This window comes from Acidovorax sp. GW821-FHT10A04, from assembly GCF_059415825.1.
Window position 1 is genome coordinate 309,581 of record NZ_JBWKNZ010000007.1, and the last position, 25,671, is coordinate 335,251.

Sequence of the window (25,671 nt, forward strand, 5' to 3'; positions counted from 1 at the left end):
AGCACCGCCCATGCACATCTCCTGGCTCGAGGATTTCCTGGTCCTGGCCGCGGTCGGAAACTTCTCGCGCGCGGCGGAAGATCGCCACATGACGCAGCCTGCCTTCGGCCGCCGCGTGCGCGCGCTGGAAGAGTGGCTGGGGGCGGAGCTGTTTGATCGCAGCACGCAGCCGGTCAAGCTCACTGAGGCGGGCCTGTGGTTCCAGGGCGTTGCGCCCGAGTTGCTCGCGGAGGTGGCGCGCCTGCCCGGTGCGGCGCGTGCGGTGGCCGAGGCAAGCTCCCAAAGCCTGCGTTTTGCAGCGACCCATGCCTTGTCGCTGACCTTCATGCCGGCTTGGCTGCGCAGCTACGGCGCGCACACCATGGCTGGTACCCTGCAGCTGGAGTCCGACATGCTGCACCGCTGCGAGGCGCTGCTGGCCCAGAGCAAGGTGCAGTTCGTGCTGTGCCACGCGCATGCGCAGGCACCCAGCCAACTGCATGCGCAGGGCTACCCTTCGGTCTGCGTGGGCTCGGACGTTCTGCGGCCCGTGTGCGCCATGGGGCCGGGCGGTGCAGCCCTGTACGGCCTGGAGCGCTCCGTCGCGGCAGCGCCGTTGCTGGCCTACAGCGCGGAATCAGGCCTGGGCAACATCCTGCACAAGACCCTCGACAGCGCGCTGGGCCGGCTGCCGACCCATACCGTCTTCACCGCGCATTTGGCGTCCGTGCTCAGGACCATGGCACTGGAAGGCCGGGGCATTGCCTGGCTGCCCCAGAGTCTGGTGGGCGATGACCTGACAGCCGGTCGGCTGGCCGCCGCTGCGGCCACGCCGCAATGGAACATCGAACTCGAGATCCGGGTCTACCGCTCCCACACTCAGATGGGGCGCGCCGCCGAGGCGCTTTGGGAGGCCGTGGTGTGCGAGGCCGCAGGCACCGGGCGCGCCACGCCCTGAAGCGCTGCGTGGGTCTCAGCGCAGCCGGAATACCGCCACCGCCTCCACCAGCTGGTGGGCCTGGCCGCTCAGGCTTCCGGCGGCGGCCGCGCTCTGCTCCACCAGTGCGGCATTTTGCTGCGTGGCGTCGTCCATGCGCACGATGGCCTGGGTCACGCGCAGCATGTCGCGGGTCTGCTCGGCGCTGGCCTGGCTGATCTCTTCCACCAGGGTGCTCACGCCGCGGATGGATGTGACCACTTCGTCCATGGTGCTGCCGGCGTTGCGCGCCAGGTCGGAGCCGGCCTGCACGCGATCCACGCTGGTCTGGATCAGGGCCTTGATCTCGCGCGCGGCGCTGGCGCTGCGCGTGGCGAGGTTGCGCACCTCGCTGGCCACTACGGCAAAGCCGCGGCCCTGCTCGCCGGCGCGGGCCGCTTCCACGGCGGCATTGAGCGCCAGGATGTTGGTCTGAAAGGCAATGCCGTCGATGACGCCGATGATGTCGGCGATCTTGCGCGAGCTGTCCTGGATGCCCTGCACCACCTCCACCATCTGGCCCACGACCTGGCCGCCGCGCTCGGCGACCGAGGCACCGCTCTTGGCCAGCTCGTTCGCGCGCTGGGCGCTGGCGGCGTTGTTCTGCACGGTCTGCTGCAGCTGCTGCATGGACGACGAGGTTTCGTCCAGCGACGAGGCCTGGTCTTCGGTGCGCATGCTCAGGTCGGTGTTGCCCTGGGCGATCTCGGCGCTGGCACTGGCCACGCCCTCGGCATTGGTGCGCACGCCCGAGACAACGCGCTCCAGGTTTTCCTGCATCGCAGCCAGGGCCTGCAGCAGGCGCGCGGGTTCGTCGTTGCCGTCGATGGAGATGGTGGTCGTCAGGTCGCCAGCCGCCACCTTGTTGGCCAGGGACACGGCCACGCGCAGCGGGCCCACTACCGAACGGGTGAGCACCCAGCCCGCAAATACACCCAGTGCGCTCACCAGGGCCAGCGCCACCAGGCTGCTGACCAGGGCCCGGCGCGCATCTTGCGCGGCCTGCTGGGCAATGGCGGCACTGCTGTCGGCCACCTGCCGGCTCAGCTCTCCCAGGAGCTTGGCAGGGCCTTGGTCGATGTCGGCCACGTCGGCATCACCGGCCGAGGCCACGAAGCCCAGCGACTGGAAGGCCTCGAAGCCCTTGCGATAGCCCTGGGCCATCTGGGTGTGGGCGTCGGCGAATTTCTGCAGCGCGGCGCGCTCGCTGCTGTCCACCAGCTGCGGTGCCAGCGCCTTGGCGGCATCGGCCACGCGCTTTTCGCTGGCCTGGAAGGCGTTCCAGTGCAGCTCGCGCTTGCGCGAGTCCTCGCCGCGCAGGAGCGTGTTCTTCCACTCCATCACCTGGGTCTTGAACTCGCTCTCCATGCGCGAGACCGCGCGCTCCTGCGCCACGCGCTGCAGCACGGTGGCGTCATAGGTACCGAGCGTGCCGTACAGCGCGGCAATCCCGAAGAGTGCCGCGCCGATCATCAGCGCCAGCACCAGGCCCAGTGCGCCCGCCATGCGGGTGCCGATGGAGTAGCGGGACATGTTCATCAGGAAATCCTTGAGCCTAGGCCTTCAGTTTGAGCAGGTAGACCATCACGCGCGCGGTGGTCAGGTCCAGTTCCATGAATTCGGTCAGGTCCTTGCCGGTGAGCCAGGAGGCGTCCCATTTGTTGGCCTTCAGGGTGCGCACCCAGGATTCATGCACGGTGGCCGCTTCCACGGCGGTCACCATCTCGGCCAGGCGTGCGGCAGAGACACCCTTGCCCGTGAACACGCCACGCCAGTTGGCCATGACGGCATCGATGCCCTGCTCGCGAAAGGCCGGCAGGCCGAACACGCTGCGCCGGGCCGACACGCCGATGGCACGCAGCTTGCCGGCCGCGATGGCCTCGCTGAACTCGCTGTAGCCCGACAGGCCCAGGGCGGCCTTGCCGGTGACCAGGGCATCCACCACCTCGTTGCCGCCCGCAAAGGGGCGGTAGACCAGTGCTTCGGGGCTGGCCTTGGCGGCGCGGGCCAGCACGCCCGCATAGATGTGGTCCACGCCGCCCGCGGAGCCGCCGGCCACGGGCAGGGCGGGCAGGTCGGCCTTCATGGCGGCCACCAGGTCCTTGGCGCTGCGGATGGGAGACGACGCCGGCACGGCGGCCACCAGGTAGTCGCTGGTCAGGCGCGCGATGGGCTGGATCTGCGTCAGGTCCACGGCAGGCTTTTGCAGCGCCACGGCGCCCACCATGACCATGCCGCCCATGAGCAGGGTGTTGGGGTCGTTGGCGTATTTTTCGGCGTAGCGGGCCAGGCCGATGGTGCCGCCCTTGCCGCCCACGTTCTCGTACTCCACCTGGTCCACGGCACCGGCCCCCACCAGGGCGGCACCCAGCGCACGGCCGGTCTGGTCCCAGCCGCCGCCCGCGTTGGCGGGGATCACGATGCGCAGGTTGCCGGCCAGCTTGGCGACCTTGGCAGGTGGGCGGGCTTGGGCCAGCACGGTGCTGCCCAAGGGGGTTGCCAGGGCGGCAAACGCGGCGGCACGGGCCAGCACCTTGCGGCGCTGCGTGTTCTCTGGTGTGGTGGCGGTCATGGCATTCCCTCGGTAAGCGGATGTATCCAGTCGCCATGGTGGGCGCTGAAACTGTCATTTGGCTGTCCAGGGTATCAGGGTATACGCCGAAGCGGGTGACATCTGTGGCCGCCACGCCACCATGGAAAACGCCCTGCGCCGCGGGTGCGGGGCAGGGCGTCGGCGGTGGCGAAGGCCCCCGCCAGGGGACGTTCGCCAGAGCTGTTGCTTACAGCGAGTCGATGAAGCTGCGCAGCTTGTCCGAGCGGCTGGGGTGCTTCAACTTGCGCAGCGCCTTGGCTTCGATCTGGCGAATGCGTTCGCGCGTCACGTCGAACTGCTTGCCCACTTCTTCCAGCGTGTGGTCGGTGGACATCTCGATGCCGAAGCGCATGCGCAGCACCTTGGCTTCGCGCGGCGTGAGGCCGTCCAGGATGTCCTTGACCACGTCGCGCAGGCCGGCCTGCATGGCGGCGTCGATGGGGGCGGTGTTGGCACCGTCCTCGATGAAGTCGCCCAGGTGGCTGTCGTCGTCGTCGCCGATGGGGGTTTCCATCGAGATCGGCTCCTTGGCGATCTTCATGATCTTGCGGATCTTCTCTTCCGGGATCTCCATCTTCGCAGCCAGGATGGACGCATCGGGCTCGAAGCCGAACTCCTGCAGATGCTGGCGGCTGATGCGGTTCATCTTGTTGATGGTCTCGATCATGTGCACCGGGATACGGATGGTGCGCGCCTGGTCGGCGATCGAGCGCGTGATGGCCTGGCGGATCCACCACGTGGCGTAGGTCGAGAACTTGTAGCCGCGGCGGTATTCGAACTTGTCCACGGCCTTCATCAGGCCGATGTTGCCTTCCTGGATCAGGTCCAGGAACTGCAGGCCGCGGTTCGTGTACTTCTTGGCGATGGAGATCACAAGGCGCAGGTTGGCCTCGATCATTTCCTTCTTCGCGTCGCGCGAGGTGGCCTCGCCCTCGTTCATGCGCTTGTTGATGTCCTTGAGCTCGGTCAGCGGCACCACCACGCGGGCCTGCAGGTCCATCAGCCTTTGCTGCAGTTCCTGCACGGGCGGGATGTTGCGCGCCATCACCGTGCTCCAGGGCTTGCCGGCGGCGGCCTGCTTTTCCACCCATTGCAGGTTCAGCAGGTTGGGCGGGAAGTCCTTGATGAAGGTTTCCTGCGGCATGCCGCACTTGTCCACGATGATGCGGCGCAGCTCGCGCTCCTTCTTGCGCACGTCGTCCACCTGGCCGCGCACCATGTCGCACAGCTTCTCGATGGTCTTGGCGGTGAAGCGGATGGTCATCAGCTCTTCCGACAGGGCGTGCTGGGCCTTCACGTAGGCAGGCGTGCCGTAGCCTTCCTTGTCGTAGATCTTGTGGACCTTCTCGAACAGGTCCCGGAGCTTGTCGAAGCGCTCGAGGGCCTGCTTCTTGAGCTCTTCGAGCTTCTTGGTCAGCGCCTTGGAGCCGCCCTTGCCGTCGTCGTCGTCGGCTTCGTCGAACTCGTCGAAGTCTTCCTCGGCCACGTAGTCGTCGGCCTCGTTGGGGTTGGAGAAGCCGTCCACGATGGTGGAGATGACGACCTTGCCTTCGCGGATCTCCTCACCCATGTTGAGGATCTCGGCGATGGTGGCGGGCGATGCGCTGATCGCCTCCATCATGGCCATCAGGCCGCCTTCGATGCGCTTGGCGATTTCGATTTCGCCTTCGCGGGTGAGCAGCTCCACCGTTCCCATTTCGCGCATGTACATGCGCACGGGGTCGGTGGTGCGGCCGAATTCGCTGTCCACGGTGGACAGGGCGGCTTCGGCGGCTTCTTCGGCTTCTTCTTCACTGGCGCCCGTGGGGGCGTTGTCGGTGATGATCAGCGCCTCGGCATCGGGCGTCTGCTCGTACACGGCCACGCCCAGGTCGTTCAGCGTGGTGATGACGGCTTCGAGCGTTTCGGCATCGACCAGCTTGTCGGGCAAGTGGTCGGAGATTTCGACGTGCGTGAGGTAGCCGCGCGTCTTGCCCAGCTTGATCAGGGTCTTCAGGCGCGAGCGGCGCTTGGCCAGGTCTTCCTCGGACAGGACGGTCTCGTCCAGGCCGAATTCCTTCATCAAGGCCCGTTCCTTGGCCTTGCTGATCTTCATGCGCAGCGGCTTGACCTTCTCGGCCGTGGGCGCGGCCTCGGCTTCGGTCTCGACTTCACCTTCCAGGTCGGCTTCGATGTCCGACAGGTCGGCGTCGTCGCCGCTCTCTTCGGCGCTTGCGCCGCCGGCGGCTGCCTTGGGCTTGCGGCCACGCTTGGCGGGCACCTTGGCCTCGGCCGTGGTGGCACCCGCGGCCTTGGCTGGACGGCCAGGGCGCTTCTTGGGGGCTTCTTCGCCGTCTGCCTCGACGGCAGCCTTGGCGCGGGCTTTCTTGAGTTCTTCGGGGGCTTCCGTCTTCTCGGCAGACTTGTTCACAGGCACTGGTTTCACTTTCTTGGCGGCAGGGGCGGGCGCAGCGGCGGCTTTGGAGGCCGCGGCCTTGGCGGGAGCCTTGGCCGCAGTTTTGGAGACGGCCTTGGCGGCGGGTGCTGGAGCGGACTTGGATGGCTTCGCGGACTTTTGAGCGGGCATGAACAACCTCAGAATCAAAAACGGACACAAAGAAAACGCAAGCGCCACAGATCCCGGCGCGGGTGGCACTGCAAAAGCCGTGCTTTTGCAGCTCGAGGGGCATCCCTCAGGGGCAAGATGTCTGGGCGAACATTTGGTGTGCAGTCCTTGCGATGGGTGGGCGGTTGTGCGCGTTTGTCACGGTGGCCCGGCTCGGAGGTGCTGCTGTCGCTCTTGCCTAACCCTACATTATACCATCTGGGCCGATTTCAAGCCGCCTTGACGGTTGCACCCAATAAAACAACACGTTTTTGCTCCAGAACGCGGTAGCGCTCCAGGGCGGTGGGGTCCTTGGCCGCCTGCAGGATCAGCAGTTTCTGTTGTTCCTTGATGTCTTCGATGAGCATCCGGTTCAGTAGATCCCGCAATTCCAGCCGGAGTTCCGCCAGTTCGCCCTCGGTCTGGGCGTGGGCGCCGGTCATCACCTTGACGCCCAGTTCCTCGCATTCGTGGTCGCGCAGGCTCTCGCGCAGCACCGCCCAGGCCTGCGGGCCGTGCTCGTGGAACTGCGCTTCCAGCCAAGTGAACAGCGGTCCATGAGGCGCCGGCAGGGCGCACAGGGCGGTGTGGTCGTCGTGGGTGAGCTCTTCGAGAAAGCCCATGTGCGACAGCAGCAGGCGCGCAGCGTGGTCTGCCCGGCCCATGGCGGGGGTGCGCGGCAAGCGCGGCTGGGGGCCCCAGGGAGAGTCCTTGTCCTTCTTTTTCCACTTGCCGCCGCTGTTGACCCATTCACTGCCGCCGCCCTTGCGGAAGGGGGGCTTGCCATTGCCAGCTCCGCCGCTTCCACCACCGCTGTAGCCGCCATGGCCACCATCGCTGTGGCCCTGGTATCCGCCGCCCACGTAGTCGGGCCCATGGGAGGGCTGCCAGCCGTCCAGGTCGGGCGGGGAGGCGCCCCAGGGGGGCTCATCGGCATACGGGTTGGCGGCTTCCTGCGTGCGTGAAGGCCGCTGCTGGGGTGCCGGCGCTGCGGCGGGAGCGCGGGCTCCGCCGGGGTTCCACAGCTCGGAGAGGTCACGCGCATTGAGCTGCGTGAGCTCGGCCAGTTCGCCCAGCAGCTGGCGCTTGAGCACCCCATCGGGCAGCGCCGTCCACAAGGGGCGGGCGTTGCTGGCCATGTGGGCGCGGCCCTCGGCGGTGGTCAGGTCGCAGCCGTCGCTGGCCGATTCGACCAGGAAGCGGCTCAGCGGCACGGCCTCGCTCACGTGCCTGGCAAAGGCATCCGTGCCATGGGCGCGGATGAAGCTGTCCGGGTCGTGCTCGGCCGGCAGGAACAAAAACTTGATGCTGCGCGTGTCCGTGGCGTGGGGCAGGGCGCCATCGAGCGCCTTGCGCGCGGCGCGCCGGCCGGCGTTGTCGCCGTCGAAGCTGAACACCACCGCCTCGGTGAAGCGCAGCAGCTTTTGCACATGCTCGGGCGTGCACGCCGTGCCCAGCGTGGCTACGGCGTTCGGAAAACCGAGCTGCGCCAGCGCCACCACGTCCATGTAGCCTTCGGTCACGAGCGCATAGCCATGCTCGCGGATGGGTGTGCGCGCCTCGAAGAGGCCGTAGAGCTCGCGCCCCTTGTGGAACACCGGGGTTTCGGGCGAATTGAGGTATTTGGGCTTGTCGTCGCCCAGCACGCGCCCGCCAAAGCCGATGCATTCGCCCTTGACGTTGCGGATCGGGAACATCACCCTGTCGCGAAAGCGGTCGTAGCGCTTGCCCTGGCCCTCTTCGCCCACGATGACCAGGCCGCTTTCCTCCAGCAGCGGGTCGTCGTAGTGCGGGAACACGCTGGCCAGGCTGCGCCAGCCCTCGGGCGCATAGCCCAGGCCATAGCGCTTGGCCACCGCGCCCGAGACGCCCCGGCCCTTGAAGTAGGCAATGGCGCGCTGCGACTCGCGCAGCTGGCGGCGGTAGGCGTCACCGGCTTTTTCCAGCACGTCGGTCAGCGTGGCCTGCTTCTGGCGGGCGGCGGCGGCACGCTCCTTCTCCTGCGGGGAGATGTCGTCGTCGGGCACCTGCAGGCCCACCTGCTGGGCCAGGTCCTGCACGGCCTCGACGAAGCCCATGCCCGCATGGTCCATGAGGAAGCCGATGGCATTGCCGTTCTTGCCGCAGCCAAAGCAGTGGTAGAACTGCTTGGTAGGGATGACGTTGAAGGACGGCGACTTTTCCCCATGGAAGGGGCACAGCCCCATGAAACTAGCCCCGCTCTTCTTCAACTGGACGTAGCGGCCCACGATCTCGACCACGTCGGTGCGGGCAAGCAGTTCCTGGATGAATGACTGGGGGATGGACACCTGGGCATTTTCCTCCATCTGCAATGCCCGCGGTTGGGCCCTGAATCCGGCTGCCCGGCCCCTGGGCCAGGTTGTCCCTGAAAGACGAACCTGCCGAACCAGCGCATTGGGCCGCTATTCATCCACTAGCATTCCCGCCTCAAATCACAAGGAACAGTACATCATGGGATTCATGAACTGGCAGGAAAAGAGTGCAGACGTGCTGCAGCAGGGGGGCGTGATCGCGCCGGATGAGCGGCTGCCCTGGCCGCAGACGGCGGCCATGGGCGTGCAGCACGTGATCGCCATGTTCGGCGCCACGGTGCTGGCGCCCATCCTGATGGGGTTCGACCCCAACGTCGCCATCCTGATGAGCGGCGTGGGCACGCTGATCTTCTTCATCGTCACCGGCGGCAAGGTGCCCAGCTACCTGGGTTCGAGCTTCGCCTTCATCGGCGTGGTGATCGCGGCCACGGGCCATGCGGGCAGCGGCCCCAACGCCAACATCGGCGTGGCGCTGGGCGGCATCATCGCGTGCGGCCTGCTCTACACGCTGATTGGCGTGCTGGTGCAGGCCATCGGCACGGGCTGGATCGAGCGCTTCATGCCGCCCGTGGTCACCGGTGCCGTGGTGGCCGTGATCGGCCTGAACCTGGCGGGCATCCCCATCAAGAACATGGCAGCCAGCAACTTCGACAGCTGGATGCAGCTCGTGACCTTCGTGAGCGTGGGCCTGGTGGCCGTGCTCACACGCGGCATGGTGCAGCGCCTGTTGATCCTGGTGGGCCTGATCGTGGCCAGCATCATCTACGCGGTGCTCACCAACGGCATGGGCCTGGGCAAGCCGATCGACTTCTCCATCCTGGCGAACGCCGCGTGGGTGGGCATGCCCAACTTCGCCGCACCGGTGTTCAGCGGCAACGCCATGCTGCTCATCGCCCCGGTGGCCATCATTCTGGTGGCCGAGAACCTGGGTCACATCAAGGCCGTGACGGCCATGACCGGCCGCGACCTGGACCGCTACATGGGCCGCGCGTTCATCGGCGATGGCGTGGCCACCATGGTGAGTGGCGGTGTGGGCGGCACGGGCGTGACCACCTATGCGGAGAACATTGGCGTGATGGCGGCCACCAAGATCTACTCCACCGCCGTGTTCCTGCTGGCGGGCGTGTTCGCGCTGGTGCTGGGCTTTTCCCCCAAGTTCGGCGCGCTGATCCAGACCATTCCGCTGCCGGTGATGGGCGGGGTGTCGATCGTGGTGTTCGGCCTGATCGCAGTGGCCGGCGCCAAGATCTGGGTGGACAACAAGGTGGACTTCTCGCAGAACAAGAACCTCATCGTGGCCGCCATCACGCTCATCCTGGGCACGGGCGACTTCACGCTCAAGTTCGGCCAGTTCGCACTGGGTGGCATCGGCACAGCCACCTTCGGCGCCATCCTGCTGTACGCGCTGCTCAACCGCAAGGAATGAGCCGCCAGGAAGGACGGACGGCCCGCGGGTTGGCCCTGAATGCGGCGGCATGGCCCTTTGGTCTAATGGCCCGATTGCCCTTAGAACAGGTTCTCAACTGCCAAGGAACGCCGCCATGCCCCCTATGTTCGACCAGCACCTGGAGCGCAACAGCGCCAACTTCGCGCCCCTGTCGCCCCTGTCCTTCATCGAGCGCACGGCCGAGGTCTACCCCGACCGCCTGGCCATCGTGCACGGCAGCCTGCGCCAGACCTGGGGCCAGACCTATGCGCGCTGCCGCCAGCTGGCCAGCAGCCTGAACCGGGCCGGCATCGGCAAGAACGACACCGTGGCGGCACTGCTGCCCAACACGCCGCCCATGGTGGAGGCGCATTTCGGCGTGCCCATGGCCGGCGCCGTGCTCAATGCCATCAATACCCGGCTCGATCCCGAGACCATCGCCTTCATGCTCGACCATGGCGAGGCGCGCGCCATCATCGTCGACCCGGAGTTCACCGGCACCCTGGCCAAGGCCCTGGCATGGCGCAAGTCCCAGGCGCCGCTGCTGGTGCTCACGGTGCAGGACGCCGTGTACGGCCCGGCCGTGCAGGACCTGGGCGGCACGGACTACGACGCCTTCGTGGCTGCAGGCGATGCCAAGCACGCGTGGGAACTACCGGCCGACGAGTGGGACGCCATTGCCCTGAACTACACCAGCGGCACCACCGGCAACCCCAAGGGCGTGGTCTACCACCACCGCGGCGCGGCCACCAATGCCATCAGCAACGTGCTGGAGTGGGATATGCCCAAGGGGGCGGTCTACCTGTGGACGCTGCCCATGTTCCACTGCAACGGCTGGTGCTTTCCGTGGACGGTGGCGGCACGCGCGGGTGTCAACGTCTGCCTGCGCCGGGTGGAGGCGCAGGCCATCTTCGACGCCATGCGCGAGCATGGTGTGACGCACTACTGCGGCGCACCCATCGTGCACGGCATGCTGGTGAACGCACCCGATGCCATGAAGGCCGGCGTGCCCGCCGGCATAAAGGCCATGGTGGCGGGTGCCGCGCCGCCGGCCTCGATGATCGAGGGCATGGAGAAGATGGGCTTCGATCTCACCCATGTGTATGGCCTGACCGAAGTCTATGGCCCAGCCACCGTGTGCGCCAAGCATGCGGCCTGGGACGAACTGGACATCGGCGAGCGTGCCCGCCTGAACGCCCGCCAGGGCGTGCGCTACCACCTGGAGCGCGACGTGCGCGTGCTCGACCCCGCCACCATGCAGCCCGTGCCGCAGGACGGCGAGACCATGGGCGAGATCATGTTCAAGGGCAACATCGTGATGAAGGGCTACCTCAAGAACCCCAAGGCCACGGACGAAGCCTTCGCAGGCGGCTGGTTCCACAGCGGCGATCTGGCCGTGCAGTACCCCGACGGCTACATCAAGATCAAGGACCGCAGCAAGGACATCATCATCTCGGGCGGCGAGAACATCTCCTCCATCGAGGTGGAAGACGTGCTCTACCGCCACCCCGCTGTGCTGGCCGCCGCCGTGGTGGCACGGCCCGACCCCAAGTGGGGCGAGACACCCTGCGCCTTTGTCGAACTCAAGGCCGGCGCCACGCTCACGCCCGGGGACATCGTGGCCCACTGCAAGCAGCACCTGGCGGGCTTCAAGGTGCCGCGCGCCGTTGTGTTCGGCGAGCTGCCCAAGACCAGCACCGGCAAGATCCAGAAGTTCGAGCTGCGCAAGCAGGCGGGTTCTGCCAGCGCCATCGACGTTTGAGGACCTGTTCAAAAGCAGCAAGAGGGCGGCCGGCGTCCAGTGATATCGCGTGCATTCGTGCACTTTTCCTCATCGCTGCGTTGTTCTCACCAGACAGTGCGGCCTGCGAGGACATGCGCGCACTGTAATCAATGGGCTGACCCTGTTCCTCGCTGTTGACGTCCTCATGTCCCAACCCGTTGCCCTCATCGCCCGCATCCCGCTGACCGAAGCGGCCTTCAAGAAATTCCTGCGCAGCAAGGCCGCCGGCTTGCTGGCCGACTGCATTGCCGACGAGCTGATGCAGCCTTCCAACGCCTATCCGGTGTTCCGCTACCTCAAGCCGGAGCAGGCGCTGTTCGCGTTTTTCTATTTCAACCACGGCAATGCTGCATTCCTGCGGGAATCCCGCGAATGGCAGGCCTTGCAGCAGCTGGCGGCGCATGCCACCGGGCCGGGTGGCTTCGTGCTGCACAGCCTGGATGCGCTGAATCTGTTCGACGACACCGTTGCCGCCTACCAGGTGGCGGACGGGCGCTGCACGGAAACACCGCTGGCGCTGGTCCAGGGGCTGGACCAGCCGGCATTCCTCAAGGAATGCAAGAGGCACTTCTTTCGTGCCACCGAGGTCCACTTCGCGCTGCAGTTGCCCAAGGGGCGCATCGTGGACAAGTCCATTGCCAAGCGCAGCCTGGCGCGCGTCGAGGCGCAGCGCATCGAGCGCCTGGCCGACAGCTTGCACGAGGCGAGCTTCGTGCAGCCGATGCATCTCTTCGGCGACTACTTCTTCAACGGGCAGTGCGTTTATCACAAGGCCGGCGACATCACGCCGCTGCCCGAGATCGATGCCGCGAGCTTCCGCCCTGCCGCATGGGGCGGCACCGATGCGCGGCACGCCGTTGTCGCAAGGCAGGTCCTGCAGGTGGACGTCGCCAGCTTCCAGATGCTGCAGAAGGGAGAAACGGAGTTCTACAAGGACCAGGCGCAGGTGTTCTCCACCGACTTCCATGGCGAGGCGACATGGCCCCGGCAGCTGCGGCGCATACCCCAGGCCGACGCGCACAGCTTCAAGCTGCGGGGCGATTTCCTGGCCGAGGACGCGCACCATTTCTACTTTCGCGGCAAGGTGGTGCCGCGTGCCGACATCGGCACCTGCCGGGTCGAGCCGGCGGGCTACTTCCATGACCTCAAGCTGCTCGTGGGCGAGCATGCCGTGTACCTGGGCGCGGACCGCCTGCCGCTCGATGCCGCGAGCTTCCGGCTGGAGCACGACCTGCCGGTAGAGGGCACAGGCATCGCATTCGTCAACGCCTATGTGGTCGGTGATGCCAGCGGGCGCTACCTGCTGGATCGGGAGTGTCTGCCAAGCGGTCGATTCGACGGCTTGCGGCTCACGCCCGTGGCGGACCTGGCGGCTGCGCAGGTACTGCTGGCGCAGAGGGGGCAGGCCTACCATGACCGCAATCAGCCCGGGCAAGGCCGCCCTTCGATGCCCCACCCGGCAAGCCCGGATGACCGGGCCGCTATTGGCGCCTATGCAGACCTTTTTGCGCGTTGGGCCAGCGAGCACTTCGATGCGGAGTACGCGCGCGATCGCCTGGATGCCGACGGCTCGCTGTACCGCGATGTCAACAACTACTTTTATGCGCTGTTCCAGCTGGGCCGGCCGGCCGAGGTGATTGCTTTTTATCCGCGCATAGAGGCAACCGCCTGGTTCAATCCCCACCTCTTTCACCACACCGCCTGCAGCTACGCCGCCCTGGGCCGCGTGGACGAGGCACTGGAGGAGGTGCGCCGGGCCATGGTCTATCGCTATCCGCACCTCGACAAGCTCTGGCAAGACCCCGATCTGTCGGCGCTGCACCAGCACCCCGAATTCCAGGCCATGGCCGAGCAGGCACGGCAGACCTCCACACCTCAGGTGTCGCCGCAACTGCTGGATTCCATCCTGGAACTGCCGCCCATCGACGGGCAGCACGGCACCCGGGCGCTGGGCGGATTCTTGCGCCGGCTGGCGCTTGGCACTTCGTTCGCACCGCTGGCCGATGCGCAGGACCCGGCGCGCGACCACCCGCTGCGGCAGGTCTTCACACGCTACCTGAACCACCACCTGGTGGAGGGCACGGCATCGAGGTCCTATGCCCGCAACTCACCCAACCAGGGCGATTTCTACCTGGCCTACCGCGCGCATCCCTACCTGCATCCTCTCGCACACTGGAAGCGCTTCGAGGGCACCTACGCAGCAGCACATTCCTATGCCAACACCGTGGATGCGAACGCCATCGTGGCCGCGGCCCGGTCGCTGCTGCCCACCCTGAAAGCCGCTGTCGCTGCGGCGCAGGCGGCGGGCGATGCCGAGGTGCTGGCCGACATCGAGCGCGAACGTGAATGCAACGGCTTTTTTCGCCACCTGATGGCGCAGGACTGAGCTGCGCTGGCTGCCCAGTCGTTCAGTCCAGGGGCGGCAACTGCGCCTGCAGCCACTGTGCAAAGCACTGCGCCTCGGGCGCCGCGTCAGGTGCCAGGCCGTAGTAGTGGCGCGTGAGCGGCAGGCGCAGCGCGGGCAGGGGGCAGACCAGGCGGCCGGCGGCCAGGTCGTGGGATACCAGCGAAGCCGGGGCCAGCGCAAAGCCCAGGCCATCGATGGCCGCCTGCAGCACGAAGTGCAGGTGGTCGAACTGCAACTGGCCTGCGGGCCGCAGGCGGGGCGTTCCCACCTGGCGCTTCCAGTGGTCCCAGTCGTCGGGGCGCGAGCGCGACCACAGCAGCACGTGGGCGGCCAAGCCGCGGGGTTCGGCCAAGGCTGCGCTGGCGAACAGGGCCGGGGTCCCCACGATCAGCGCCTCGTCCTGCAGGAAGGGCTGCACGGCGATGGAGGTCGGCCAGCCCGTGGTGCGGCCCCGGCGGATCGCCACGTCGAAATGCTCGCTGGCCTGGTCCGGCGGGACGGTGCTGGTGACCACCTGGGGTGCGATGCCGGGGAACTGCGCCACAAATGCCGGAAGGCGCGGAATCACCCAGCGCACCGCGAACGAGGGGCGCACGTTGATGGTGACCGTGCGGGCGGGCGCGTCCTGCATCAGCGACTGCGCGGCAGCGCCAATCTGCGCAAGCGCAGGGGCCACCTCGGCAAAGAAGCGCTGTCCCTCGGGCGTGAGCGACACCTGCCGCACGCGCCGCTCGAACAGCGCCACGCCCAGGAACTCCTCCAGCGCCTTGACCTGCCGGCTGATGGCGCCATGCGTCACGAACAGCTCGGCCGCCGCCAACGTGAAGCTCTGGTGGCGCGCCGCGGCCGCAAAGGCGCGCACAGCATTCAGCGGGGGCAGGCGGGGTGTCATGCGTGCGATTTTCTCACGCATGGCGGACCGTAAACTCGTTTGTCGCCAGCGCTGCCGCACTGCACCATGGCGGCCATGTTCTGCCCGATCTTCGCCATCAACCCCTGGAACCTGCCATGACCGCTACCGTCGCCGATACCGCCCATTCGATCGAGAGCATTGCCCAGCTCGAAGCCCTGTTCGGCACGCCCGGCGAAGCATCGCTGTCCAAGGAGGTGCCTTTCGTGCACCCGTCGTACCGCGCCATGATCGAGGCCTCGCCCTTCGCGGTACTGGCCACCTCGGGCCCGGGCGGGCTCGACGCCTCGCCGCGCGGCGATGCGCCGGGCTTCGTGCAGGTGCTGGACGAGCGCACCCTGCTGCTGCCCGAGCGGCGCGGCAACAACCGCGTGGACAGCCTGCGCAACATCGTGGCCGACCCGCGCGTGGCGCTGCTGTTCCTGATCCCCGGCGTGGGCGAGACGCTGCGGGTCAATGGCCGCGCCAGCATCACCACGGCGCCGGAGCTGATGGAGCGCTTCGTGGTCAGCGGCCAGGCGCCCAAGTGCGTGGTGCGCATTGCGGTGGAGTCGGTGTATTTCCAGTGTGGCCGCGCCATCCTGCGCTCGCGCCTGTGGGAGGCGGTGGACCCCGCCGCGCCGCGGCCCGTGCCCACGCCGGGCGCGATTCTCTCGGCCATCAGCCAGAGTTTCGACGGCGCAGCCTACGACCAGGCGCTGCCCGAGCGGCAACGCACAACCCTCTATTGAAACGAAAAAAAGGCCGCTGCAGGCGATTCGCCCGCAGCGGCCTTCAGGATCAGATCACAGCGAGCGCAGGAAGGCCAGCAGCGCCTCGCGGTCGGCCGTGGGCAGGGCCTCGAAGCGGCGGCGTGCGGCGTCGGCCTCGCCACCGTGCCAGAGCACCGCTTCGGTCAGCGAGCGGGCGCGGCCATCGTGCAGGTAGCCCACCTTGGCGGCCTGGCCCGCGCCCATCACCTTGTCGGTATAGCCGATGCCCCACAGCGGCGCGGTGCGCCACAGCGCGCCCGTGGCCTGGCCCTGCGCGAAGTTGTCGGCCAGCTCGGCGCCCATGTCGTGCAGCAGCAGGTCGGAGTAGGGCTTGATGGTCTGGTCGCGCAGCTCGGCGAACAGGTGGCCCGAGCCGGTCTTCATCTCGGCCGTGTGGCAGGCCACGCAGCGCAGGCTGTCGAACAGCTTGCTGCCCAGGGCCACCTGCTGCGGGTTCACGCGGTGCTCGTCCAGCGGCGCCACGCCCTTGGGGAATCCGCTGGCCTGGCTGCGCTGGGCCGGCACGGCCACCAGGGCCAGGTAGTTGGAGATGGAGGCCAGGTCGGCCTCGGTGATGCCGGGCTTGCGCGCGCCCGATGCGCAGGCGCTGGGGCCGTAGTTGCAGTCGCGCGAGGGGTAGACGGTGGAGGTCACCGACATGTCCTGCAGCAGCGCCGTGGAGGCCTGCTGGCGCAGCGTGGCCTTGGACGCCTTCCAGCCGAAGCGGCCCAGGCGCACGGCGCCGCTCTCGGGGTCGTAGACGTAGTTGGGCACGCCCTTGACGCCATCGGCATCCGGGGTGGCGCGTGCGCGCGCCAGGATGTCGGCCTCGGGCACGGCCTCGAGCAGGCCCATGCCGATCATGGGCGGTGCGGCGCGCAGCGAGTGCACGGCCGGCACGGGGCCGTCGAAGCCGAGCACGGGCTTGCGCAGTTCCACCACCGTGCCATCGGCCAGGCGCACGTTGCGCGTTTCGAACTTCGCCACGCGCACGCTGTTGCCCCAGTCCTGCGCCTCGCCGGTGGCGGCGCGGGCGTTCATCTGCAGCACGCTGCCGTAGCGTGGGTGCGGCTGCTGCTGGCCGCCATCGCCCAGGCTGGCAGTCTGCAGCGACATGCTGTCCAGGCGCTGGTTGACCTGCATGGGCGCAGGGCTGCGGCCGTTGTTGATGTGGCAAGCCACGCAGGCCGACTGGTTGAAGTGTGTGCCCTGCAGCTTGGCGGCGGGCAGGTAGGGGTCGTTGCCCGGCTCGCTGTGGGCCCCGGTGTCGAAGCTGGTGTGGATCAGCCGGCGCCCCTCGACGAAGCGCTGCATGTTCTGCATGCCCACGTTGTTGAACGGCTGCTGGAACATCGAGGCGCCGTTGTCCGAGTAGTTGTACGAGACCGAGCCCGTGCCACCCGAGAGCGTGATCGCCGGCAGCGGCGCCGAGTTCAGCCGTGGCTGCACGCCATACCAGGGCACCAGGCCCGTGCCCACCACGTACAGCCATTCGGCCGAGTAGTAGCGGATGCCGCCGGTGTCGCCCTTCCCGGCCATGGATTCGCGCGTACTGAACATGGCGGGAGAGACTTCGATGGCGTCACCGGCCACCAGCGCGCGCGAAGGCACGTTGGTGCCGTTGGGCAGGCCGTCGGCGCCCAGTCCGCCGTGGCCCGGGTAGTCCTTGATGCGCAACGTGCAGGGGCCATTGATGCCGTCGGGGCTGGCCAGGCGGCCATTGGCCGGGTAGGGCGTGGGCGTGCAGACCTTGGCGTTGCGGTCCACCAGCTCGCCCGGGTTCATCCAGCCGTAGCCGGTGACACCGGGCCGGTCGAAGGCGCGGAAGAACGCCGTGTCGCCCGCCAGGAAGTCCACCGTGGTGTAGCGGTTGACCACCAGCGTGGGCTTGGTGACGCCCGCCACGCGGCTGTTGTCGATGATCTCCATGCCCCAGGTGCGGTTCTGGAAATACTGCGTCACGAAGGTCAGGTGCGCGCCGGGGCCCTTGTCCACCGGGGCGCCCGTGACCAGGTCCACCGTGTCGTTGGGGCCGAAGCCGATCTCGTTCCACTCCTCGCCGCGTTCGCGGCCATGGCGCCCCAGGGCGCGTGCGCCGAAGCGCGTCACCAGCGTGCCATCGGCCAGGCGGAACTGGGTCAGCTCGGCCGGTTCGGCCGAGGCGGGCAGGGGCGCCAGCCCCTGGCCATTGGCAGGGTAGCGCCAGGCCGAGGTGGTGCCTACGCCCTGGGTGTTGTCGGTGCCCGGTGTCTTGAACTCCACCTCGAACAGCGAGTAGCCGTAGCCACCGGCCCGCGCCACGCCCTGCAGGCGGATGTAGCGTGCGCTCATGCCCAGGTTCAGGAATTCCTCGGTGCCGCCCTTGCCGTTGGTGATGTAGCGGACCTGCGTCCAGCTCTCGCCGTCCTGCGACACCTGCAGCGCGTACTCCTTGCCGTAGGAGCGCTCCCAGACCAGCTTCATGTAGCCCACATCGACCTTGGCGCCAAAGTCGAACTGGATCCAGGCATCGTCCACGAAGGTGCTGCCCCAGCGGCTGTTCGGGTTGCCGTCGATGGCGGCGCTGGCCGACATGCCGGGGTTCTCCACAGCAGAGGAGGTGGCCTTCACCGGTTTGATCGCCACGCCCGGCTGGGTGGGCGCCGCTGCTGCCACCTCGTAGGCGGACTTGTGCTGGACGTACACCACTTCGGACGAGGACTGCGAAGCCCCCTGGCCGCTGCCGCCGCTGTCCGAACTGCTGCCGCCGCCGCAGGCGACCAGGCCCAGGGCCAATGCGCTCAAGGCGCCCCAGCGCGCACCGCGATGCGCGCCCTTTTTCATCGTGTGCTGCATGCTGTTCCCACCCCGGATCCATGTGTGTTTGTTGTGGGCAAATCATAGGCATGCAGGCCATTGCGCCGTCTACCGCAGTTGCGTGGGCGCCTCAGTTAATTTGCGTTAATTAATTGCAAAACGTATGCAGACGTATCTGCCAAGGGTCCGTTGTGGGTCCATGTCTATCGGCGCGTGGCTTGCCCCCTGGGTTCTCCCTGTTTTGGGGCGGTTGCATATGGATGCACTTTGGTGGGCGCCACGGAAATATTTCATTTGGCAGCCAACTGGGTTAATGGCACGTGGCCGCGCGGATGGTTGCAGTCTCTTCGGCTGGAGCTATGGGACGCGGGTGTACAGCCAATTGGCAGGCGTGCGAAGATGCTTTGCAAAGCCGCATGCAGCGGATCTAATCTCCCAACCGCCAGACGCCAGGAACCCCGCAATGACCCAGTCGCCTCCTTCCCTGCCCCTCAACGACGGCCGCTCCATCCCCCAGCTCGGCCTGGGTGTCTGGCGCACCCCGGCCGATGCCACCGCGCAGGCCGTGAAGGCCGCGCTGGCCTCGGGCTACCGGCACATCGATACGGCAGCCATCTACGGCAACGAGGCCGGGGTGGGCGAAGGCCTGCGCGCCAGTGGCGTGGCGCGGGATCAGGTGTTCATCACCACCAAGCTGTGGAATGCCGAGCAGGGCTTCGACAGCACGCTGCGCGCCTTCGACGCCAGCATGCAGCTGCTGGGCCTCGATGTGCTCGACCTGTATCTGATCCACTGGCCCTGCCCCTCGCGCGAACTGTATGTGGACACCTGGCGCGCTTTCATCCGCCTGCGCGACGAAGGGCGTGTGCGCTCCATCGGTGTCTCGAACTTCGAGCCCGAGCACCTGGACCGCATCGTGCAGGAGACGGGCGCCAAGCCCGTGCTCAACCAGATCGAGCTGCACCCGCGATTCCAGCAGCACCGGCTGCGCGACTACCACGCCGCCCACGGCATCGCCACCCAGGCCTGGAGCCCGCTGGGCCAGGGGCAGTTGCTGGAGGATGCGGCCATCCAGGCCATCGCCAGGAAGTACGGCAAGACCGCCGCCCAGGTGGTCGTGCGCTGGCACATCGACATGGGCCATGTGGTGATCCCGAAGTCGGTGAACCCGGGCCGCATCGCCGAGAACGCGGGTGTGTTCGACTTCGCGCTGGACGCGCAGGACATGGCGGCCGTCGCGAAACTGGACCAGGCGGAGGGGCGCATCGGGCCCAATCCGCTGACGGCGGCGTTCTGAGTGGGCACGCGCCGGACACTGCCTGGCGCCCAGCCCGCTATTGCGGAGAATCGGTATCGCGATCCTTCGCGGAGGATGCCGAGCGCAGCTTGCGCTCGTACCCGTCCATCTCCTTGAACGCCACGATCTCGCGCCCGCGGTACTGGGCGTACTCGGCCATGAAGGCCTGCGTGTCTGCATACGGGCCGGCGATATGGCCCGGCCGCTTAGAGTCGGCAAAGAACCAGGTCTGGCCATCCCGCTGGAACGAGGCCACCCAGTGGCGGCGCAGGGTGTTGCCACGGATGGCGACCGGGTTGAATTCGATCATCACGTAGCCGGGGCGCGAGGCCGGGTCCACGGCGCGCAATGTCTCCACGGCAAAGCGGGACAGGTCCACGCACACGCCACGGGGGTTGGCAAAGAAGGCCGCCGGTTCGTGGATGGGCATGCGAGCGCTGCGGCTGCGCTGGGTCTCGGACAACTGCATGGCGCGCTGCAGGTCGTACTCGAAGCGCGCACCTATCCAGGTGTTCACCTCGGCCGCACCCTTCCAGCGCTGCAAGGCTTCGGCATACGAGGCCGGTGCGTCGGCCAGGGCCCTGGTGGTGCGGCCCGGCTCCGGCGCATCCGAGGCCGGGTCGGCGGTGCTGCCAGCGGACTCGGCCAGCGGCGCTCGCGCAGTGCAGCCAGCCGCCAGGCTGGCGGCGGCGATGACAAGCGTTCTTCGTTGCATGGCTGGTGTCCCCGGTTCCTGGGCTCTATGGAGTGGCGCCCCGCGACAAAGGTTCCCTGCGCAGCGGAACTCAGGCCTGCTCTGCCGCAAACCCCGTGGCCGCATCGCGCAGGGCCTGTGCCAGCAGCGCCACCTCCGCGTACTGCGCCCCTTCGGAGCGCTGGAACAGGGTGATGGGCGGCAGCGTCCAGCCAAAGCGGTGCGGCACGATGGCCACGCCGGCAATGCGCACCAGCTCCTGCGCGATGTCGGCCGGCACGATGGAGACGGCGCGTTCGCTGGCGGCGATCAGCTCGCCAATGATCTTGGACGACAGGCTCTCCACATAGGCCTGCGGTGGCGCCACGCCCGCACGCAGAAAGAAGTCGGTGATCTGCTCGCGCATGGGGGTCTGGCGCGCGCCCAGCACCCAGTCGAGTTCGGCGAGCTCGGGCCAGGACAGCGGGCGCCGCGCCAGTCGTGCTGCCAGTCGGCGGTGGGCGATGAGGCGGGGTTCCTGGTGGTAGAGCACCTCGTGCACCAGTCCGTCCATGTCGAGCACGGCCGAGGCGCGGCCTATCACGCAGTCGAGTTCGTGCGCGCGCAGGCGCTGCAGCAGGTGGTCGCTGGTGCCCTCGTGGATGCTGACGGTGGCGCGCAGCCCGCGCGGCCGGGTCTGTCCGATGGCGGCGGCCAGCAGGCGGCCTGGCACGAAGGGGATCACGCCGATCTGCAGGTGGGCGGCGCGGCCGGCGCTGGTGGCCTCGATGTCCAGCGCCCAGTGGGTGAGGTCCTGCAGCATGGTGCGTGCTCGGGCCAGTGCCAGGGTGCCGAGCGCGGTGGGCACCATGCCGCGCGGCAGGCGCTCGAACAGCGGCGCACCGAAGAGTGCCTCGAGTTCGGCCAGCGCATGGGTGATGGCCGGCTGGCTGGTGGCCATGTGGTGCGCCACGCGGGTGAGGGTGCCGTGCGTTTCGATCTGCTGCAGCAGCACCAGGTGCCGCATCTTCAGGCGAGAGGCCAGCCGGGCCTGCAGGGCCTGGGCGGCGTCGGTGTCGTGGGGTGGCATGGCGGTCTGGAATGGGTATGCGGAAAATCGCATGGGTGAATAGTAATTGCTGATGGTTTGCTTATATGGAGCGACCACAATCCGTGGATGCCTACGGGTGCCGTACGGGGCGGGCACCAGGCAACAACAGCAGTAGCGGGGGCAGGCAATGGATTCGTCGGTGTTCGTGATCGTGGGGCTGGGCGCGGCGGCCGCAGGCTTCGTGCAGGGCTTGTCGGGCTTTGGCTTCGGCCTGACGGCCATGTCGCTCTGGGCCTGGACGCTGGAGCCGCGCCTGGCGGCGGTGCTGGTGGTCGCGGGCTCGCTCACGGGCCAGGTGCTGGCGGCGTTCTCGGTGCGCCGGGGCTTCGACAAGCTGCGCCTGCTGCCCTTCGTGCTGGGCGGGCTCGCCGGCATCCCCATCGGCGTGGCGCTACTGCCGCGGCTGGACATGGACGCCTTCAAGCTCGTGCTGGGCGTGCTGCTGGTGCTGTGGTGCCCGGCCATGCTGCTGGCCAAACAGCTGCCGCGCATCGCGCGCGGCGGCCGGCTGGCCGATGCGGTGGTGGGCATGGCGGGTGGGGTGATGGGCGGCATCGGCGGCTTCACCGGCGTGCTGCCCACGCTATGGTGCACCCTGCGCGGCTGGGACAAGGATGCCCAGCGCGCGGTGATCCAGAACTTCAACCTGTCCATGCTGCTCGTGACCATGGTGGCCTACCTGGCCACGGGCATGGTCACGGCGCCCATGCTGCCCTACCTGGCGGTGGCGCTGCCGGCCATGCTGGTGCCCGTGCTGCTGGGCGCGCGGCTGTACCACGGCATCAGCGAGGCGCGCTTTCGCCAGATCGTGCTGGGCATGCTCACGCTGTCGGGCGTGGCGATGCTGGCATCCGCCTTGCCCAAGCTGGCGGGATGACGGGGCCTTCAGATTCCTGACGGCCCAAGCACGCGCAGCCCGGCACGCTCTAATATCTCCACCGGCAGTGCGCCCTGCGCTGCCGCGACAGACAACAACACTGGAGACATATGACGACAAAAGCAATCTCTGCATGGGCTGCGTGCGCAGCCATGGCCCTGTCCTTCGCTGCCACGCCCGCCCTGGCCGACGTGTTCACCAAGGAAGAACTCATCAAGGTCAACAAGGAAGCCGCGGGCGGCGGCAAGGGCACCCTGATCGGTGAATACGCATTCACGCGCGACAAGGCCCTGAAGGACCAGGCGATCAAGGAAATCAGCTGGCTGACCCTCAAGCCCGGCGACTCCATCGGCTACCACAAGCACACGACGAACGAGGACACCTACATCATCATTTCGGGCCGTGGCACCTTCAAGGACAAGGATGGCAAGGATGTGCCGGTGAAGGCCGGGGATGTGACCATCGTGCGCAAGAACGAATCGCATGGCCTCACGAACACGGGCACCGAGCCGCTGGTTTTTGTGGATGTGATTGCAGAGCAGTAATTTCCCTGCATGCATGTGCGATCTGTTTTGAACGGCATGCTTTAGTCGAGGGCGGAGGCCGGGTCTCGGCCCGGCGGCCGAGGTACTTGTTCTTTGCTTCGCCAAAGAAAAGTACCCAAAAGAAAGGCGACCCTGCTGTCCGTGGCCCTTCGCTTCGCTGCGGGCAACCTGCAATGCCTCGAAGCTGGGGTGCGCCGAAGAACTCCCTGCGCTGCCTCTTTGAGGCAGCTCCGGTCAAACAGCTTCGGCGAGCCAGATGACGAAGCGCGTGTGTCCTTCGGCACACGCGCCACCCAAGCTCCTGCGCTTCTCGGCACGTCCAGAAGGGATTGGGGCCCCACACGGGCCATTGCTCCGCTCGGCCCGGTCTGCCGTCGCTGCGCTCGGCCTGGGCAGGGCGGCTGTGCCCAGCGCGTGACCTATACCCGGCGCAGCTGCGAAGCAGCAGCCGTCCCTGACCCCGCTCCCCACCCCTGCTGGCTGCGCCGAGAAGCGCAGGGCCTGGGGTGGGTGCGTGTGCCGCAGGACACACGCACTTCGTGATCTGGCTCGTCGCGGATGTTTGAGCGGAGTTCGAAGAACGAAGCGAGTTCCGCGACGTCACCCCAGGACCGAGCATCGCAGGTTGCCTGCAGCGAAGCGGAGGGTCGCAGACTGGGGGCCGCCGTCTCTTTGGTGACTTTCTCTTGGCGGCCCAAGAGAAAGTTACTGCGCCGCCGGGCGCACATCCCGGCCCCCGCCCTCAACCAAGGCATACGGCAAGATTCCAGAGAGACCAGAGACCAGCTCAATCCCCCATCACCACCCCCTCACGCCGCGGATCAGCCCCCCCAAACCACAACTTCTTCCCATGCGCATGCCCCCGCGTGATGGCTTGCAGCCCACTGGTCATGTTCATCTCCCGCACCTCCGCCCCCCGCGCCCGCAAGGTCTCCACAGTGAGCGGAGGGAAACGCTTTTCCTCCAGCAGCGAGGGCCCGTTCATCGAACCGAAGTTGGGCAGGTTGATCGCCTGCTGCGGCATCAGCCCCCAGTTGAACACGCCATACAGCGTCTTGGCCGTGTAGTGGATGATGGCCGCCCCGCCCGGGCTGCCGCCGCTCATCAGCAGCTCGCCCGTAGCCTTGTCGAACACCAGCGTGGGCGACATGGACGAGCGTGGCCGCTTGCCCGGTTGCACGCGGTTGGCGATCGGCTGGCCCTGGGCATCGGCCGGGGCAAAGCTGAAGTCGGTGAGCTCGTTGTTGAGCAAAAAGCCCTTGACCATCTGGCGCGCGCCGAACTGGTCCTCGATGGTGGTGGTCATGGCCACCGCATTGCCCGAGGCATCGACGATGCTGATGTGGCTGGTGCCGTACTCGGGCTGGTCGGGCATGGGCGCGTAGCTGGTGGCCACGGCGCCGGGCTTGCCGGGCTGGGCGACCTTCAGGCTCTGCGTGCCGATGAGCTTGGCGCGTTCTGCCAAATAGGCCGGGGCGATCAGGCTGGCCCAGTTGCCGGCGGGCGGCTGCACGAAATCGGGGTCGGCCACGTACTGGGCGCGGTCGGCAAACGCCAGGCGCGCGGCGTCGGTGTACAGGTGCAGCCAGTCAGCCGTGGGCAGGTCGTTTTCGAGCGGCATGGCGGCCGCATCGGTGTTCTTCAGGATGCCCAGGATCTGCGCGATGGCGATGGCGCCCGAGCTGGGCGGCGGAAAGCCGCACATGCGGTAATTCTTGCTGGCCACCTGGTAGTCGTGGCACAGGGGCTCGCGCTTCCTGGGCTGGTAGCCGGCCAGGTCGGCCAGGCTGAGCTTGCCCGGGTTGGTGGGGTGCTTTTGCACCTTGTCCACGATGGCCTGGGCGATCTCGCCCTCGTGCAGGGCCTTGCTGCCCTCGGCCGCGATGCGGCGCAGCACGGCACCGAGCTCGGGGTTGCGCAGGTTGAAACCCACGTCGCGCGCATCGCCATCGGGCTTGTAGAAGTAGGCCGCTGCCACCGGGTCCTTCTTGAGGTGGGCGTCGGCTGCAGCCAGGGTGTTCAGCCGCGCGCTGACCTTGAAGCCGCCTTCGGCCAAGGTGATGGCAGGCTGGAATAGCGTGGCCCAGGGCAGTTTGCCGTGCTCCTTGTGCGCCATCTCCAGCATGCGCACGGTGCCGGGCACGCCCACCGAGCGGCCGCCCACGACCCCGTCGTGGAAGGGCACGGGCTTGCCGTCCGCGCCGAGGAACAGTTTTTCGTCGGCGGCCGCCGGTGCCGTTTCGCGGCCGTCATAGGCCTCCACCTTGGTGCCGGCGCTGTGCAGCAGGAAGGCGCCGCCACCGATGCCGCTCGATTGCGGCTCGACCAGTGTCAGCACCATCTGCACCGCAATCGCCGCATCCAGGGCCGAACCACCGGCCTTGAGGATCTGGTAGCCGGCATCGGTGGCCAGCGGGTTGGCGGCGGCCACGGCGAACTTTTCGGTGGCCCAGCCGGGCTTTTCGGTGTAGCCCGAGGAGCCTTCGGGCTGGGCCGGCACCGCGTATTCGAACCGCGGGGCACTGGTGCAACCGGCCAGCAGCGCGGCCAGGGCCAGCAGGGTCAAGGTGGGGGTGGTCTTGCGCATTGCTTGTCTCCAAGGGGGCTGGAATACGGGCCATGGTAAGGC

17 protein-coding genes are annotated in these 25,671 nt (G+C 67.5%); 8 read left to right on the forward strand and 9 right to left on the reverse strand.

The window, feature by feature from the left end; genetic code table 11:
- Window positions 1–10: 10 nt before the first annotated feature.
- A complete protein-coding gene (locus AC07PF_RS17235; RefSeq protein ID WP_494610150.1) occupies window positions 11–937 on the forward strand; it encodes a LysR family transcriptional regulator in 927 nt (308 codons plus the stop codon).
- Between the two features lie 15 nt (window positions 938–952).
- Here AC07PF_RS17235 and AC07PF_RS17240 read toward each other — a convergent pair whose 3' ends face one another.
- The 4 genes from AC07PF_RS17240 to dnaG form a co-directional block, all read right to left on the reverse strand.
- Window positions 953–2,494 carry a methyl-accepting chemotaxis protein gene (locus AC07PF_RS17240; protein WP_494610151.1) on the reverse strand — a complete coding sequence of 514 codons (1,542 nt, stop codon included), beginning with the start codon at window positions 2,492–2,494 and terminating at the stop codon, window positions 953–955.
- A 16-nt stretch (window positions 2,495–2,510) separates the two neighbouring features.
- A complete protein-coding gene (locus AC07PF_RS17245; protein WP_007858615.1) occupies window positions 2,511–3,527 on the reverse strand; it encodes a Bug family tripartite tricarboxylate transporter substrate binding protein in 1,017 nt (338 codons plus the stop codon).
- Window positions 3,528–3,735: 208 nt separating this feature from the next.
- Entirely contained in the window at window positions 3,736–6,114 is a 2,379-nt protein-coding gene (gene rpoD / locus AC07PF_RS17250; protein WP_494610153.1) for an RNA polymerase sigma factor RpoD, read from the reverse strand.
- A gap of 248 nt (window positions 6,115–6,362) precedes the next feature.
- Window positions 6,363–8,441: a DNA primase gene (gene dnaG, locus AC07PF_RS17255; protein WP_494612676.1), complete on the reverse strand. Its 2,079-nt coding sequence runs from the start codon at window positions 8,439–8,441 to the stop codon at window positions 6,363–6,365.
- Between the two features lie 163 nt (window positions 8,442–8,604).
- On the opposite strand from dnaG, the gene AC07PF_RS17260 reads away from it, so the two are divergent.
- The 3 genes from AC07PF_RS17260 to AC07PF_RS17270 all read left to right on the forward strand — a co-directional run bounded on the left by AC07PF_RS17260 (window position 8,605) and on the right by AC07PF_RS17270 (window position 14,060).
- On the forward strand, window positions 8,605–9,891 hold the full coding sequence (locus tag AC07PF_RS17260; RefSeq protein ID WP_494610155.1) for a solute carrier family 23 protein: 1,287 nt from the start codon (window positions 8,605–8,607) through the stop codon (window positions 9,889–9,891).
- A gap of 115 nt (window positions 9,892–10,006) precedes the next feature.
- Window positions 10,007–11,653, forward strand: coding sequence for an acyl-CoA synthetase (locus AC07PF_RS17265; RefSeq protein ID WP_494612677.1), 1,647 nt, complete (start codon window positions 10,007–10,009; stop codon window positions 11,651–11,653).
- Window positions 11,654–11,819: 166 nt separating this feature from the next.
- Window positions 11,820–14,060 (forward strand): TPR end-of-group domain-containing protein, encoded by a 2,241-nt coding sequence (locus AC07PF_RS17270; protein ID WP_494612678.1) that lies wholly within the window; start codon window positions 11,820–11,822, stop codon window positions 14,058–14,060.
- A 22-nt stretch (window positions 14,061–14,082) separates the two neighbouring features.
- Here the strand turns inward: AC07PF_RS17270 and AC07PF_RS17275 are convergent, their stop codons facing one another.
- On the reverse strand, window positions 14,083–14,973 hold the full coding sequence (locus AC07PF_RS17275; protein WP_494612679.1) for a LysR substrate-binding domain-containing protein: 891 nt from the start codon (window positions 14,971–14,973) through the stop codon (window positions 14,083–14,085).
- A gap of 116 nt (window positions 14,974–15,089) precedes the next feature.
- Here AC07PF_RS17275 and AC07PF_RS17280 point away from each other — a divergent pair, with 116 nt between their 5' ends.
- Window positions 15,090–15,722 (forward strand): pyridoxamine 5'-phosphate oxidase family protein, encoded by a 633-nt coding sequence (locus AC07PF_RS17280; RefSeq protein WP_494612680.1) that lies wholly within the window; start codon window positions 15,090–15,092, stop codon window positions 15,720–15,722.
- 54 nt (window positions 15,723–15,776) lie between these two features.
- Here AC07PF_RS17280 and AC07PF_RS17285 read toward each other — a convergent pair whose 3' ends face one another.
- A complete protein-coding gene (locus AC07PF_RS17285; RefSeq protein WP_494612681.1) occupies window positions 15,777–18,578 on the reverse strand; it encodes a di-heme oxidoredictase family protein in 2,802 nt (933 codons plus the stop codon).
- Between the two features lie 424 nt (window positions 18,579–19,002).
- Between AC07PF_RS17285 and AC07PF_RS17290 the strand changes: the two genes are divergently transcribed.
- The gene (locus tag AC07PF_RS17290; protein WP_494612682.1) at window positions 19,003–19,836 is read left to right on the forward strand and encodes an aldo/keto reductase; all 834 of its coding nucleotides are present in this window, start codon (window positions 19,003–19,005) and stop codon (window positions 19,834–19,836) included.
- A gap of 37 nt (window positions 19,837–19,873) precedes the next feature.
- On the opposite strand, the gene AC07PF_RS17295 is transcribed toward AC07PF_RS17290, so the two are convergent.
- Together AC07PF_RS17295 and AC07PF_RS17300 are read right to left on the reverse strand one after the other, a co-directional pair.
- Window positions 19,874–20,551 (reverse strand): transglutaminase-like domain-containing protein, encoded by a 678-nt coding sequence (locus AC07PF_RS17295; protein WP_494612683.1) that lies wholly within the window; start codon window positions 20,549–20,551, stop codon window positions 19,874–19,876.
- A gap of 70 nt (window positions 20,552–20,621) precedes the next feature.
- Window positions 20,622–21,599 (reverse strand): LysR substrate-binding domain-containing protein, encoded by a 978-nt coding sequence (locus tag AC07PF_RS17300; protein WP_494612684.1) that lies wholly within the window; start codon window positions 21,597–21,599, stop codon window positions 20,622–20,624.
- Between the two features lie 148 nt (window positions 21,600–21,747).
- On the opposite strand from AC07PF_RS17300, the gene AC07PF_RS17305 reads away from it, so the two are divergent.
- Together AC07PF_RS17305 and AC07PF_RS17310 are read left to right on the forward strand one after the other, a co-directional pair.
- Window positions 21,748–22,497 carry a sulfite exporter TauE/SafE family protein gene (locus tag AC07PF_RS17305; protein ID WP_494612685.1) on the forward strand — a complete coding sequence of 250 codons (750 nt, stop codon included), beginning with the start codon at window positions 21,748–21,750 and terminating at the stop codon, window positions 22,495–22,497.
- Window positions 22,498–22,649: 152 nt separating this feature from the next.
- A complete protein-coding gene (locus AC07PF_RS17310; RefSeq protein WP_007858595.1) occupies window positions 22,650–23,042 on the forward strand; it encodes a cupin domain-containing protein in 393 nt (130 codons plus the stop codon).
- Window positions 23,043–23,829: 787 nt separating this feature from the next.
- Here the strand turns inward: AC07PF_RS17310 and AC07PF_RS17315 are convergent.
- Window positions 23,830–25,629 (reverse strand): gamma-glutamyltransferase family protein, encoded by a 1,800-nt coding sequence (locus AC07PF_RS17315; protein WP_494612686.1) that lies wholly within the window; start codon window positions 25,627–25,629, stop codon window positions 23,830–23,832.
- Between the last annotated feature and the right edge of the window lie 42 nt (window positions 25,630–25,671).